At 42.4% G+C, this 13,091-nt stretch carries 12 protein-coding genes and 1 riboswitch; of the genes, 10 read left to right on the top strand and 2 right to left on the bottom strand.

The window, feature by feature from the left end; all coding sequences use genetic code 11:
• Positions 1-5 precede the first annotated feature (5 nt).
• From H7J92_RS05880 to H7J92_RS05865, 4 genes are all read left to right on the top strand, one after another.
• Positions 6-743: an amino acid ABC transporter ATP-binding protein gene (locus H7J92_RS05880; RefSeq protein WP_221835932.1), complete on the top strand. Its 738-nt coding sequence runs from the start codon at positions 6-8 to the stop codon at positions 741-743.
• A 272-nt stretch (positions 744-1,015) separates the two neighbouring features.
• Positions 1,016-2,026, top strand: a complete 1,011-nt coding sequence (locus H7J92_RS05875; RefSeq protein ID WP_009497222.1) for an ABC transporter substrate-binding protein — start codon at positions 1,016-1,018, stop codon at positions 2,024-2,026.
• A gap of 18 nt (positions 2,027-2,044) precedes the next feature.
• Positions 2,045-3,088, top strand: coding sequence for an ABC transporter permease (locus H7J92_RS05870; RefSeq protein WP_078817708.1), 1,044 nt, complete (start codon positions 2,045-2,047; stop codon positions 3,086-3,088).
• Complete coding sequence (locus H7J92_RS05865) at positions 3,063-3,860, top strand: ABC transporter ATP-binding protein (protein WP_040758206.1); 798 nt, start codon at positions 3,063-3,065, stop codon at positions 3,858-3,860. Before H7J92_RS05870 ends, H7J92_RS05865 begins: the two co-directional genes overlap by 26 nt.
• A 315-nt stretch (positions 3,861-4,175) precedes the next feature.
• Here H7J92_RS05865 and H7J92_RS05860 read toward each other — a convergent pair whose 3' ends face one another.
• Positions 4,176-5,276, bottom strand: a complete 1,101-nt coding sequence (locus H7J92_RS05860; RefSeq protein ID WP_009497214.1) for a branched-chain amino acid aminotransferase — start codon at positions 5,274-5,276, stop codon at positions 4,176-4,178.
• Positions 5,277-5,404: 128 nt separating this feature from the next.
• On the opposite strand from H7J92_RS05860, the gene H7J92_RS05855 reads away from it, so the two are divergent.
• The 3 genes from H7J92_RS05855 (at position 5,405) to H7J92_RS05845 (ending at position 8,289) form a co-directional block, all read left to right on the top strand.
• Positions 5,405-6,529: an NAD(P)/FAD-dependent oxidoreductase gene (locus H7J92_RS05855; RefSeq protein ID WP_221835931.1), complete on the top strand. Its 1,125-nt coding sequence runs from the start codon at positions 5,405-5,407 to the stop codon at positions 6,527-6,529.
• A gap of 68 nt (positions 6,530-6,597) precedes the next feature.
• Complete coding sequence (locus tag H7J92_RS05850; protein ID WP_221835929.1) at positions 6,598-7,509, top strand: pseudouridine-5'-phosphate glycosidase; 912 nt, start codon at positions 6,598-6,600, stop codon at positions 7,507-7,509.
• Between the two features lie 21 nt (positions 7,510-7,530).
• Positions 7,531-8,289 (top strand): exodeoxyribonuclease III, encoded by a 759-nt coding sequence (locus tag H7J92_RS05845; protein WP_221835926.1) that lies wholly within the window; start codon positions 7,531-7,533, stop codon positions 8,287-8,289.
• Between the two features lie 37 nt (positions 8,290-8,326).
• Here the strand turns inward: H7J92_RS05845 and H7J92_RS05840 are convergent, their stop codons facing one another.
• Entirely contained in the window at positions 8,327-9,559 is a 1,233-nt protein-coding gene (locus tag H7J92_RS05840; protein ID WP_246602600.1) for a CynX/NimT family MFS transporter, read from the bottom strand.
• 74 nt (positions 9,560-9,633) lie between these two features.
• Between H7J92_RS05840 and H7J92_RS05835 the strand changes: the two genes are divergently transcribed.
• The 3 genes from H7J92_RS05835 (at position 9,634) to H7J92_RS05825 (ending at position 12,908) form a co-directional block, all read left to right on the top strand.
• Positions 9,634-10,563 (top strand): AEC family transporter, encoded by a 930-nt coding sequence (locus H7J92_RS05835; RefSeq protein ID WP_221835924.1) that lies wholly within the window; start codon positions 9,634-9,636, stop codon positions 10,561-10,563.
• Positions 10,564-10,737: 174 nt separating this feature from the next.
• Positions 10,738-10,839: riboswitch (purine riboswitch) on the top strand.
• A gap of 84 nt (positions 10,840-10,923) precedes the next feature.
• On the top strand, positions 10,924-11,553 hold the full coding sequence (locus tag H7J92_RS05830) for a xanthine phosphoribosyltransferase (protein WP_246602598.1): 630 nt from the start codon (positions 10,924-10,926) through the stop codon (positions 11,551-11,553).
• Positions 11,553-12,908 carry a nucleobase:cation symporter-2 family protein gene (locus H7J92_RS05825; protein ID WP_221835920.1) on the top strand — a complete coding sequence of 452 codons (1,356 nt, stop codon included), beginning with the start codon at positions 11,553-11,555 and terminating at the stop codon, positions 12,906-12,908. Before H7J92_RS05830 ends, H7J92_RS05825 begins: the two co-directional genes overlap by 1 nt.
• Positions 12,909-13,091 lie beyond the last annotated feature (183 nt).

The following is a 13,091-nucleotide window of genomic DNA, read 5'->3' as shown; positions in this document are numbered from 1 at the left end:
AAATTATGTCTTTCATTGAAGTACGTAACTTAAAGAAATCATTCGGACCATTAGAAGTATTGAAAGACTTAACTTTTAATGTAGAGAAAAATGATGTTTTGGCAATCATCGGACCTTCAGGTTCAGGTAAGAGTACAATGCTTCGGAGTTTGATTCAGTTGGAGGAAGTAGAAGGGGGCAGTATTGCTGTGGATGGCGATCATCTAGTGAAGGATGGCTTCTATGCTAAACCGGCAGACAGTAAAAAAATCATCGCGAAAATGGGAATGGTATTTCAGCAATTCAACTTATTTCCGCATTTGACAGTCAAACAAAATTTAGAATTGGCACCCAAGCTTGTAAAAAAAGAACAAGCGAAAGAATATAGTGATAGAAGCATTGAATTATTGGAGAAAGTTGGTCTGGCTGACAAACGAGATGAGTTTCCTTCTAGGCTTTCGGGGGGTCAAAAACAACGTGTTGCGATCGCAAGAGCTTTGATGATGAATCCGGATATTTTATTGTTTGATGAACCGACGTCTGCATTGGATCCGCAGCTGACAAAAGAAGTACTGCAAGTAATGAAAAAGCTTGCGGAAGAACATATGACGATGATAGTTGTTACTCATGAGATGGAATTCGCGAGCAATGTCGCAAACCGAGTGATTTTTATGGATAAAGGATTGATTGTCGAAGAAGGGAACCCACAGGAAGTTTTAAAATCGCCAAAGGAACTGCGCACGAAACAATTTTTAAACTATTAATTAAGTGAATAAAAGATAAGAGTAATTTTTTTGTTTAGCCAAGCGAGGTAAGTAGCGCTTGGCTAATTACAGTTTAATTATCTCTCTGCTTCTATAATTTTCTTAATTAATACATAATAATGACAAGAAGATCTTCGATTTATGGGAATTTACTTAAAATATCGAATAATGCATTGACGGATAACTTAGTAGAGTGTACGATAACGTATAATTATTGCCTTTTCTGAATATATCGACAAGGTAATAGAGAGAAAAGTATAGGGGGATTTTCTATGAAGAGACGTTGGATGACTTATGCAGCAGCGCTATTTAGTATCGTGCTCATCTTAGCTGCATGTGGAGGGAAAAAGGAGTCATCAGGATCATCGGCAAACGATCAAAATGATGATAATGAAAAAGAGGGAGAAAAATACACGATCGGCGTGACACAAATTGTTGAACACCCATCTTTAGATTCTGCACTAAAAGGTTTTGAAAAAGCGATTAAAGATGCAGGGTTAGATGTTGAATACGATAAACAAAATGCGCAAAATGACAATAGTTCAAACTCTACGATTGCTAATAACCTGGCAGGAGCTGGAGTAGATTTGATTTTCGCCAACTCTACACCAAGTGCTCAGGCAGCGGCAAGCGCTACACAAGATATCCCAATTGTCTTTACATCTGTTACGGATGCAGTAGCGGCAGAACTGGTTGCTTCCAATGAAGAACCTGGTGGAAATGTGACGGGCACAATTGATAACCATCCTGATGCAATCTCGAACACAATGAAATTTTTGAAAGAACAAATTGGTGCCAAAAAAGTAGGTATGATCTTTAACTCTGGAGAGCAGAATTCACGTCTTCAAGTAGATCAGGTGAAAGAAATTTTGAAAGATATGGACATGGAAGTAGTCGAAGCTTCTGTTGCTACATCTGCTGACGTGAAACAGGCAGCTGAGTCATTGGTTGGTTCAGTCGACTCACTGTATATCATTACAGACAATACAGTAGTTTCGGCTTTGGAATCCGTCGTTTCTGTTGCAAATGATAATAAGATTCCGATGATGGTTGGGGAATTCGATTCAGTTGAAAGAGGAGGCCTGGGGGCTTACGGCTTCGAATACTACGATATCGGTTATGAAGCGGGTGAAATGGCAGCGAAGATTCTAAAAGGGGAAGCAACTCCTGATTCTTTACCTGTACAAGTTCCCCAGAATTTAAAATTAGTAGTGAATAAGAAGACTGTTGAAACAATCGGTCTTGAAATCCAAGACGATTGGAATGCCGAAACGGTAGAATAAGTTAGGAGATGATCTTGCATGTTTTCAGCTGTATTTGGCTCAGTTGAGCAGGGCATCATCTATGCGATCATGGCGCTCGGAGTGTATCTTACATTCCGAGTGCTTGATTTTCCAGATTTGACGGTGGACGGAAGTTTTGTGACAGGAGCAGCAGTGGCGGCCACGATGATTGTATTTGATTACCATCCACTCGTTGCAACACTAACCGCAATTGTCGTCGGTTTTTTTGCGGGATGTATAACAGGCTTATTACATACCAAAGGAAAAATCAATCCACTTTTATCCGGAATCCTCATGATGATAGCTCTCTACTCGATAAACCTTCGGATAATGGGACTGACTACTGAAAGTTCAGTAGGACGCCCGAACATCCCGCTCTTGAATGCAGAAACGATTTTCAGCAAGTTCCAAGGTTTTTGGAGCGACCTTGGAATTGATGGGGCTATAAATGGCTTCCTGTCAGGCCTGGGTATTGAACATTTACCTGCGACATGGGGCACTTTGTTCTTGATGATTTTGGTGACGATCCTGATTAAACTGATTGCCGATTGGTTTTTGCAGACGGAAGTCGGATTGGCTATACGTGCGACAGGAGATAATAAAAAAATGATTCGCAGCTTTTCCGCGAATACAGATACTCTCGTAATTTTAGGATTAGGAATTTCCAATGCGTTGGTGGCATTCTCGGGCTCATTGATAGCCCAGTATGGTAAGTTCGCCGATAACGGAATGGGAATTGGAATGATCATCATAGGTTTAGCTTCTGTCATAATTGGTGAGGCGATATTCGGAACAAAAACAATTTTCCGTACGACATTGGCGGTCATCTTCGGGGCTGTCATTTATCGAATTGTGTTAGGTCTTTCCTTGCGAGTGAAGTTTCTTGACTCCGGCGATATGAAATTGATTACTGCGATCATTGTGATCGCGGCATTGATTATCCCGCAAATTTTAGAAAAGAGACGGGAAAAAGCCCGAAAAGCACGTCGACAAGCCGAGCGAATGGAAATGAAAGCAGCACAAGGGGGTCATAGGATTGTTGAAACTGGATCAAATCAATAAAACTTTCAATGAAGCTACCCCAGACGAAAAAGTGGCGCTCGACCAGATTAATCTTCATTTGCATCCTGGTGATTTTGTTACAGTAATCGGAAGTAATGGAGCAGGGAAGTCCACGATGATGAATATGATATCAGGTGCATTGACGCCTGACTTTGGTAATATTTATCTTGACGGTAAAGACGTAACGAGATTAGCCGAGTTTAAGCGTTCGAAAATGATCGGGCGGGTTTTTCAAGATCCGATGGCAGGCACAGCACCGACAATGACGATAGAAGAGAATTTGGCGATGGCTTATTCACGCAATAAACGTCGTTCGCTTCATCGCGGTGTAGACAAAAAGCGGAAAGAGTTGTTTCGTACGTCTCTTGAAACATTGCACTTAAATTTAGAAAATCGAATGTCTGCTAAAGTGGGATTGTTGTCCGGCGGAGAGCGGCAAGCGTTGTCGCTGTTAATGGCTACGTTTACTCAGCCGTCAATTTTATTGTTGGACGAGCATACGGCGGCACTAGACCCTTCTCGTGCAGAGTTGATCACGGATTTGACGAAGAGGTTAGTCGAGCATGAAAGGTTGACGACTTTGATGGTGACGCATAATATGCAGCAGGCACTGGATCTTGGAAATCGTTTGATCATGATGGATAAGGGACAGATCATATTAGAAGTGGAAGAAGAAGAAAAGCAAGGCTTGACAATTGCGAAGCTGATGGATGAATTCCAACGAATTCGTGGTGAGCAGTTGACAAGTGATGCCGCGTTGCTATCTGTATAAATAGAAAGAGGAGGCTGTTCTGAAAGTGAAACGATCTTTCAGTGTCAGCCTTTTTTAAGTTATAAAGCAAGAGGGAGCAGAAGAACGCATCAATGTGTTGTCGGACTGAACCAAAACCCTTTTGGACCGTACAGTCGTCAAGCAGCTCTGCTCCAAATCTCCTGCCTAACGAAACAGACCAGCCGTGTACCGCGCATTTCTCTACAGCAGTGAAAACTGACTGACTAAGATGTACAAAAGATTTTTTTATACAAAAAAACGCCCAAAAAGTCAGGTTGAAATGACTTTTTGGGCAGTTTCTATTCTCATCCACGGTCAAGCAAGTTGAGCAATATGTTTTTTGATTTCGTAGACCCAATTGAAAGGATCGTTTTCTTTGCCTGTTTGGATATTTGTCAGTGTGTCGTACAGTTTTTTTGAAAGCTCTCCAGTTTCTCCATTGCCGATGATCATTTTATAGCCATCCCAATTCAGTTCGCCTACTGGAGAGATGACAGCGGCTGTTCCGGTACCGAAAACTTCTTCCAGCTGCCCATTTTCATAGGCATTTCGAATTTCGTCCATCGAAATTTTTCGTTCGGCCACAGGTACTTCCCAATGACGTAGTAGCTGTAGTATAGACTTCCGTGTGATACCTTCCAGAATACTGCCGTTGATTGCAGGCGTCACGACTTCTCCGTTGATTTTGAAGAAAATGTTCATGCTGCCTACTTCCTCTACGTACTTACGCTCCACACCGTCTAACCAAAGCACCTGTGAATAGCCTTGTTGATCGGCTACTTCTTGTGCTTTTAATGCTGAAGCATAATTGCCGGCTGTTTTCGCGCTTCCTGTACCGCCTTTTGTGGCGCGAACAAATTCATTTTCAACCAGAATCTTTACAGGATGGATTCCCTCTTTATAATAAGAACCTACCGGAGAAAGAATCATGAAAAATTGATATTTCTTAGCAGGTGCTACGCCAAGGAAAGCTTCCGTTGCAATTACAAATGGTCGAATATATAATGAAGTCCCATCGAGAGTCGGAATCCAATCTTTGTCGATTTGCAGAAGCTGGTTTAGTGCGTATAAGGCATTCTCTTCATCGATTCGCGGCATGCACAAACGATCTAATGAATAATTGAGGCGTTTCATATTTTCTTCAGGACGGAACATACGGATCGTTCCTTCTTCCGATTTATATGCTTTCATTCCTTCGAAAACTGTTTGCCCATAATGGAAGACGATAGCTGCAGGATCAAGCGTCAGTGGTGCATAGGGTACGATACGGTGACTGTGCCAGCCTTTGCCTTCCTCGTAATCTACGATGAGCATGTGATCCGTAAATGTTTTCCCGAAAACTAAAGTTGCTGGATCTGGCTTTTCTTTTTTGCTTTGTGTAAGTTGTATTTGCATAGGTACTCTTGTCATAATCATCAGATCTCCTCTGGATGTAGAATATTCCGAAAAATCTTTCGAATAGAATCATTATACTGCTTTTTCAGAAAAAATAAAGTGAAAAATTTGTCGAATTTGAAAAGTATATAAAAAGGAGTTAATTTAGTATGAAGAAAATCATTATTATCGGTGCGGGGATCGTCGGAATTTCTGCTGCGTATCATCTATCCAATCAAGATGTGGAAGTCATTGTAATCGATCGACAGGAACCAGGGCAAGCGACGAGAGCGGCGGCAGGCATTATCTGTCCTTGGGCTTCGCAGCGACGAAACAAGGCATGGTATGCACTAGCAACAGCAGGAGCAGCCTATTATCCCGAGTTGATTCGATCACTGGAAGAGGAAGGAGAAACTGAAACAGGATATAAGAAAGTTGGAGCCTTGGCTATCCATACCGAGCGTGAACGTTTACATAAGAAAATGGATTTATTGGAAGGGCGCAAAAAATCATCTCCCGAAATCGGAGAAGTGGAGTTATTGGACATGACGCAAACGGCGAAATATTTCCCTGCGCTCTCAGACGAATATAGTTCTGTTAGAATCACAGGGGCTGCCAAAGTGGATGGCCACGCGTTGCGCGAAGCCTTAGAGCGAGTCGTGGTAAAAAGAGGGGTGCAGTTGATTAAAGGTTCTGCCGTTCCTTACATGACAGGTGGGAGTGTCAGTGGTGTCATCGTTGGAAATCAGATAATCAAAGGGGATCAAGTCATTTTAGCTGCAGGTGCATGGGCTAATGAATTTACAGAGCCTTTAGGGAAGACGCTGTTAGTCTATGGCCAGAAAGCACAGATACTTCACTTGCAGACATCATACAATACATCAGGGGATTGGCCCGTCATCATGCCGCCCGCCACACAATATATTGTGCCGTTTGAAGACGGGAAATTTGTTGCAGGTGCAACACATGAAAATACAGACAATTTTGATACTCGGCCAACAGCTGGTGGTATACTAGAAGTATTGACGAATGTGTTACCGGTGGCGCCGGGTTTGAAGGATGCTGAAGTTGCCGAGGTAAGAGTTGGAATTCGACCGCATACACCGAACTTTATGCCGGTCATTGGCCGATTGCCCGATCATCCTATGATCTGGGTAGCCAACGGACTCGGGTCTTCAGGTTTAACAGTGGGTCCGTTCGTTGGTAAATTGTTGTCCCAGTTGGTGTTGGATCAACCGACGGGATGGAATCTGGAAAGCTATCAGATCGAACAAATCATTGCGGAAGAACATTGAACAAATGATAGAGTATGTTTATCTTTGGTATGGGGGTAAAGTTATTGGACGGTAAAGGGGGAACTCAGATGAGAAGATATGTATCTTATTCGGAAGAAGTCAAAGAAGCGATGAAATATAGCAAGCCTTTAGTTGCGTTGGAGTCGACAATCATTACATATGGAATGCCTTATCCGGAAAATGTAAAAGCTGCACGTGAGGTTCAGCAGATTATTCGAGAAAACGGAGCAGTGCCTGCTACGATTGCAATCATGGACGGCAAGATTAAAATAGGGTTGTCGGATGAAGAGTTGGAAAGTTTTGGCGATAGCAAGGGGGTTATCAAAGCGTCCAGACGAGATATAAGTTATCTTATCGCTACCAAGAAGCCTGGTGCTACGACTGTAGCAGCATCGATGTTTTTCGCGGATTTGGCGCGTATTCGTGTATTCACGACAGGTGCAATTGGAGGGGTTCATCGTGGTGTCGAGGAGACGTTGGATATTTCTGCGGACTTAGAGGAATTTGCACTTACGAGTGTAGCAGTCGTTTGTTCAGGGGCTAAATCCATACTTGATTTAGGTAAGACACTCGAATACATGGAGACTAAAGGGGTCCCGGTTATAGGCTACCGGACGAATATTTTTCCTGCTTTTTATACGAGGGGCAGTGAACATCGTGTAGACTATCAAGTGGACGATATCGAATTAATGGCGGAAATGCTGCGTGTCAAATGGAATCTCGGTTTAGAAGGCAGTACGATAATTGCCAATCCAATTCCTGAAGAATATGCGATGGATCAGCACTATATGGATCAGCTTGTATCGAATGCGTTAATAGAGGCGAAACAATTAGGAATAAGCGGTAAAGACCTCACCCCGTATATGTTGAAGAAAGTCCAGCAGTTGACGGACGGAAAAAGCTTGGAAGCGAATATCGCATTGGTTAAATCGAATGCGGCACTGGCTGCAAAATTAGCTGTTAGTTTCAATGGCAATTAAATTTAGATAGGTTGTGTAAAGTTGAAGGTAGTATCTTGGAATGTCAATGGCATACGGGCTTGCGTGAAAAAAGGGTTCAATGACTTTTTTGAGCAAATGCAAGCGGATATTTTTTGTGTTCAGGAAATCAAATGCCAAGAAGGACAAATTGAATTGCCGTTTGACGGATATGAACACTATTGGAATTACGCAGAGAAAAAAGGTTATTCCGGCACGGCTGTTTTTACAAAGCAACGACCGCTATCTGTCCAATATGGATTGAATGGGCAAGACAGTGAAGCGGAGGGTCGTGTACTGACGCTAGAGTTTGAAAAGTTCTTCTTAGTGAACTGTTATACACCGAATTCACAGAGAGACTTGGCACGTCTTTCCTACAGATTAAAATGGGAAGATGAAATGCTCGCTCATTTAACAGAACTAGACGCACAGAAACCTGTTATTTACTGTGGAGATTTAAATGTTGCACACGAAGAGATTGATATTTGCAATGTGAAATCCAACTATGGCAATTCAGGGTTTACGAAAGAAGAGCGTGCGAAGATGACACGTTTGCTTGATTCGGGATTCATTGATACGTTTCGCTATTTGCACCCTAACCAAGAAGGGGCTTATACGTGGTGGTCCTATATGCGGGATGTAAGAGCTCGTAATATTGGCTGGCGGATTGACTTTTTGCTCATTTCAAATCGTCTTCAGTCCACGCTTCAAACAAGTGAAATCCATGCAGAGATCTTAGGTAGTGATCATTGTCCGATTTCTGCAGATTTTGTATTCGAATGAATAGAAAGGGCAAGTGCAACAGCACTTGCTCTTTTTATCATGAAGCCTTTGGATCTTGAGAAATGATTCGATTTTTTCCTGCATACATACCGCTTACGAATACCAAGAATGCGATAAACATGAATGCATAGAGCGGAGTTGTCCAAGAACCTGTCCAGTCGTGCAAATAACCGAAAAGAACAGGACCGACCGCTGCAAGTAGGTATCCGACGGACTGTGCCATGCCGGAAAGAGAAGCGGCTTCTTCTGGTGTGTTGGTACGCAATGTAAAGAACATCATCGATAGACCAAATGCAGAGCCTCCGCCAAGTCCGATGAAAATCATCCATAGAGCAGTCAAGTTTTCGCTGCCAAATTGCACGCCGGCATATCCGATAAAATAACATGCAAAGATAGCGACGACAAGCACGCGTTGATTTTTCAATCTATCTGCAATCATCGGTATGATAAACAACATAGGTAATTGTGCGAATTGGACCAGAGACAGCATCCAGCCGGCTGCTTCGTTCGATAAGCCGGTCGTCTGAAGAACCACGGGTATCCAGGAGGAAGTTGTATAGAACAAAAAGGATTGGAAGCCCATGAAAAAAGTGACGCTCCAGGCAATTGGCGAACGCCAAAGCGGAGTTTTCGGACGTGCTTTCAAGTCTTTCATTACTTCTTTTTCAGTAACCGGTTTTTTTCGGATTTGCGGAATCCACACGATGATAGCTATGAATGTAATGACACCCCAGATGCCGAGCGCACCTTGCCATCCATATGTAGTGTTATTGGCAATGGGTGCAGCGATCCCGGACGCGAGTGTTGCGGATATATTCATGGAAACGGAATACAAGCCTGTCATCAATCCGATATGTAATGGAAAACTCAGTTTCAGCAAGCCGGGAAGTAGAACATTCGCAAAAGCGATGCCTACACCTATTAAAAATGTACCAATTAGTAGTAAGCTGCTAGATCCTACAGAGCGCAGAGTAATACCTGCCATTAGTACAATCAGCGAATAAAAAAGAGTGGGCGCCATGCCGTATTTTTTTGATATACGAGGCACGAATGGTGAAACAATAGCAAAAGCGAGCAACGGAATCGTTGTCAAGAAGCCCGCTAGCGAATTGGATATTTGCAATTGGTCTCGAATGGCCCCGATAATAGGTCCTACAGAAGTCAGTGGTGATCGAATCGTTGCTGCGATAAATAGAATGCCGGCTAACAGGATCCACTGACTCTTTGGAAAATGTAAATGTTTGTTCGGTCGTACGTTTTTTGAATTCAAAATAGTGAAGCCTCCTATTAATGAAGATCGATCCAAGAAGTATATGGCTATAAGAACAGAAAGGAGATCTCCTAGTGGAATATTTACTCATAGTCTTCGTAAATGTTATCACACCGATGCTAATTTTATTAGCAATTGGGGTTGTTTTGCAAATAAAATTTACTTTTAACGTTAAGGCGTTAGGGAATATCTTAACGTATTGTCTCATCCCGGCTGCTGTATTCATGAATTTATACCATACGGTGATCAATGTGAAAGTCTTGCTGGATGTTTTATTTTTTGTTGTATTATTCAGTACTTCGCTGATTGTCATAGGTCATTTATTCAGTAAAATGCTGCGTCTAAACCGCCAGCAATCCGCAGTAATGAAAAATAGTATTGTCCTCATTAACTCTGGTAACTATGGATTGCCGGTCAGCCAACTGGTTTTCCATGCAAATCCGCTCGGTGTCTCAATTCAAATTGTCTTGATCGTCTATCAAAATCTCCTGACGTATTCCTATGGTTTATATAATCTGGTTTCTGAGACACAATCAGGAGCGGCCATTCTGAAACAATTTATTAAGATGCCGATCATTCATGCACTTTGGCTCGGGGCATTTCTGAACTTGGCAAACATCCAATTGCCTCACTTCGTTGAATTGCCGATCGAGCATTTATCCAACGCGTTCATCGCGATTGCGCTCATTACATTAGGCGCACAATTAGCGCAAATAAAAGTGAAGGCGCTATGGAATCGACTGATTTTCCTTAGCGCATTTGGGCGCCTCATTCTTTCACCGACTGTTGCGCTTCTTTTTATCTTACTGTTGAAGATTGACGGTGTCACAGCCCAGTCTTTATGGATCGCAAGTTCATTCCCGACGTCAAGGAACAGTTCCACTCTGGCATTGGAGTACGACATAGAGGCTGAACTGGCAGCGCAAATTGTCTTGTTCACTACTGTGATCAGCAGCTTTACAGTCGGCTTGGTGATTTATTTGTCCTCTATCATTTTTATTTGAGTAATGGGAAAAAAGAGAGTGGAATAGCAGCCATTGCTTTTTGTTACACCTCGACTGAAGTTATGATACATATTTTTTTGACAGGAATATGTCCAAGCTCCAAAAGGAAAGGATCCAATGAGTTTAATTGGAAGAATTAAGTATTGAAATGTTGTCGAATCATGCTATACTATTACCATTCAGTTAAATAGAACTCATATAATCGCGGGAATATGGCCCGCAAGTTTCTACCGATCTACCGTAAATGGGTCGCCTATGAGGAGTATGAAAAGCAGATTTCTTTGTCGTTCGACAGGAAAATGCTTTTTCATCTTTAAAAGCGTAGATGCCGCTCTCTCATAGTTTATATGGGGAAATGGCATGTACGCTTTTTTTATTCGTACATTTGAAGGGAGCAAAACACAAGTGGAGTTGTTAAAAGAAAAGATTCGACAAGAAGGTAAAGTATTATCGGAAGAGGTATTGAAAGTCGATTCGTTTTTAAATCATCAAATCGATCCAGTACTGATGCAGGAAATCGGGAAGGAATTCGTTGCGCGGTTTAGTGACCAGAACATCACAAAGATCGTCACGATTGAATCTTCAGGAATTGCTCCTGCCACGATGGCTGGCCTAATTTTAGGTGTACCTGTCGTCTTTGCGAGAAAACGAAAATCTCTTACATTGACGGATCATCTCTACTCCGCAAAAGTACATTCATTCACGAAAAATGAATCAAATGATATTTCGGTTTCTAAAGATTTCATTTCCAATGAAGACACCGTGTTGTTGATCGATGATTTCTTAGCGAATGGACAAGCAGCACTCGGATTAATAGATATTGCAGAACAAGCAGGCGCAAAAATCGCTGGTGTAGGTATTGTCATTGAAAAAGCATTCCAACCAGGCGGGGAATTAATACGTAAGGCCGGGATTCGACTGGAATCATTGGCGGAACTACAGTCCTTGCAGGATGGAAAAGTGCAATTCGTCGGGGAGGAAGCCTTCTAATGAAAACTACCTTGCTTGGTTTTCAACATTTACTAGCTATGTATGCTGGAGCTGTATTAGTCCCTCTGATCGTTGGGAACGCTATCGGTTTGACACCAACACAGCTGACGTATCTCGTGTCGATTGATATTCTGATGTGCGGAATTGCAACGATTTTACAAATTTCGCGTAATAAATATTTCGGTATTGGCTTGCCTGTTGTGCTCGGCTGTACGTTCACGGCAGTCGGCCCAATGATTTTGATTGGAAATGAATATGGGATTTCGGCTATTTACGGTGCGGTCATCGCTTCTGGAGTGATTATCTTTTTCATCAGCCGGTTTTTTGGAAGCTTAGTTCGTTTCTTCCCTCCCGTTGTGACAGGTTCGGTCGTGACAATTATTGGAATTACATTGATTCCAGTTGCGATAAATAATATGGGTGGCGGTCAAGGGGCTGCTGATTTTGGCTCACTGACGAATATTGGTTTGTCATTTGGTACCTTGTTGTTTATCGTGCTGATGTATAGATTCTCTACAGGTTTCTTGCAGTCGATTGCGATCTTGCTTGGATTGGTAGGAGGTACTGTGGCGGCTGTATTCTTAGGCATCGTGGACTTTTCAAATGTACAAGATGCTTCCTATGTGCATATGGTGCTTCCGTTTTACTTAGCGACACCAACTTTTCACTTGTTGCCGATTGCAATCATGACGTTGGTTGCAATGGTTTCATTAGTAGAGTCGACAGGTGTGTATTTCGCGCTTGGAGACATTTGTGATGAAGAGATTGATAAAAGTAAACTGGAAAAAGGTTACCGTGCAGAAGGATTGGCTTCTGTCATCGGTGGAATTTTCAATGCCTTTCCATATACGACGTTTTCACAAAATGTTGGTTTAATGCAGTTGTCAGGTGTCAAATCACGCCGCGTCATTTTAGTGACAGCGGTCATGCTGATTTCATTGGGCTTCTTACCTAAAGTTGCAGCACTTGCTACAATCGTCCCGAATGCTGTCCTTGGAGGGGCGATGGTTGCGATGTTCGGAATGGTGGTCGCTCAAGGAATTAAAATGCTGAGCCCAGTCATATCGAAATCTCAGGACAATGCGATGATCGTTGCGTGTTCGATTGGAATTGGTCTAGGGGTCTCAGTTGTACCGGATCTGTTTGCAAAATTGCCAGACAGTGTGCAAATTTTAACGAGTAATGGGATTGTGTTAGGGAGTTTAACTGCGATTTTCTTAAATATCATCTTCAATATGGTGCCTTCGGGAAAGAAGCAGACAAAACAGAAAGCTAGTGAAACGAAGACACAGCCAGTTACGATGAAAGAAGGTCCTTCTTCCGTATTGGTAAGTGCTTCTGCTCAAAGTGAATAAGTGAAAAATGTATAACCAATAAAAGAGGCTGGGACAAAAGGGTTCAAAACGATAAAAAACCGAACGATTACAAAACATTCCAACGAAGTTTTGTAAAATTGTTCGGTTTTTTCTAATGCAAAGGTATTGCAGACTTGGAGCTGCCTATGGGATTTCCGCTGCGGGCAGGGACGCTTTCTTACC

The sequence above is a fragment of the Sporosarcina aquimarina genome (assembly GCF_019748715.1).
Classification (GTDB): domain Bacteria; phylum Bacillota; class Bacilli; order Bacillales_A; family Planococcaceae; genus Sporosarcina; species Sporosarcina newyorkensis.
This window is presented reverse-complemented; position numbering and strand designations above follow the sequence as displayed.

Excerpts from the sequence above, each read along its gene's own strand:
- H7J92_RS05880 (WP_221835932.1), top strand. The coding sequence starts at position 6 with ATGTCTTTCATTGAAGTACGTAACTTAAAGAAATCATTCGGACCATTA.
- H7J92_RS05875 (WP_009497222.1), top strand. The coding sequence starts at position 1,016 with ATGAAGAGACGTTGGATGACTTATGCAGCAGCGCTATTTAGTATCGTG.
- H7J92_RS05870 (WP_078817708.1), top strand. The coding sequence starts at position 2,045 with ATGTTTTCAGCTGTATTTGGCTCAGTTGAGCAGGGCATCATCTATGCG.
- H7J92_RS05860 (WP_009497214.1), bottom strand. The coding sequence starts at position 5,276 with ATGATTATGACAAGAGTACCTATGCAAATACAACTTACACAAAGCAAA.
- H7J92_RS05855 (WP_221835931.1), top strand. The coding sequence starts at position 5,405 with ATGAAGAAAATCATTATTATCGGTGCGGGGATCGTCGGAATTTCTGCT.
- H7J92_RS05850 (WP_221835929.1), top strand. The coding sequence starts at position 6,598 with ATGAGAAGATATGTATCTTATTCGGAAGAAGTCAAAGAAGCGATGAAA.
- H7J92_RS05830 (WP_246602598.1), top strand. The coding sequence starts at position 10,924 with ATGTACGCTTTTTTTATTCGTACATTTGAAGGGAGCAAAACACAAGTG.
- H7J92_RS05825 (WP_221835920.1), top strand. The coding sequence starts at position 11,553 with ATGAAAACTACCTTGCTTGGTTTTCAACATTTACTAGCTATGTATGCT.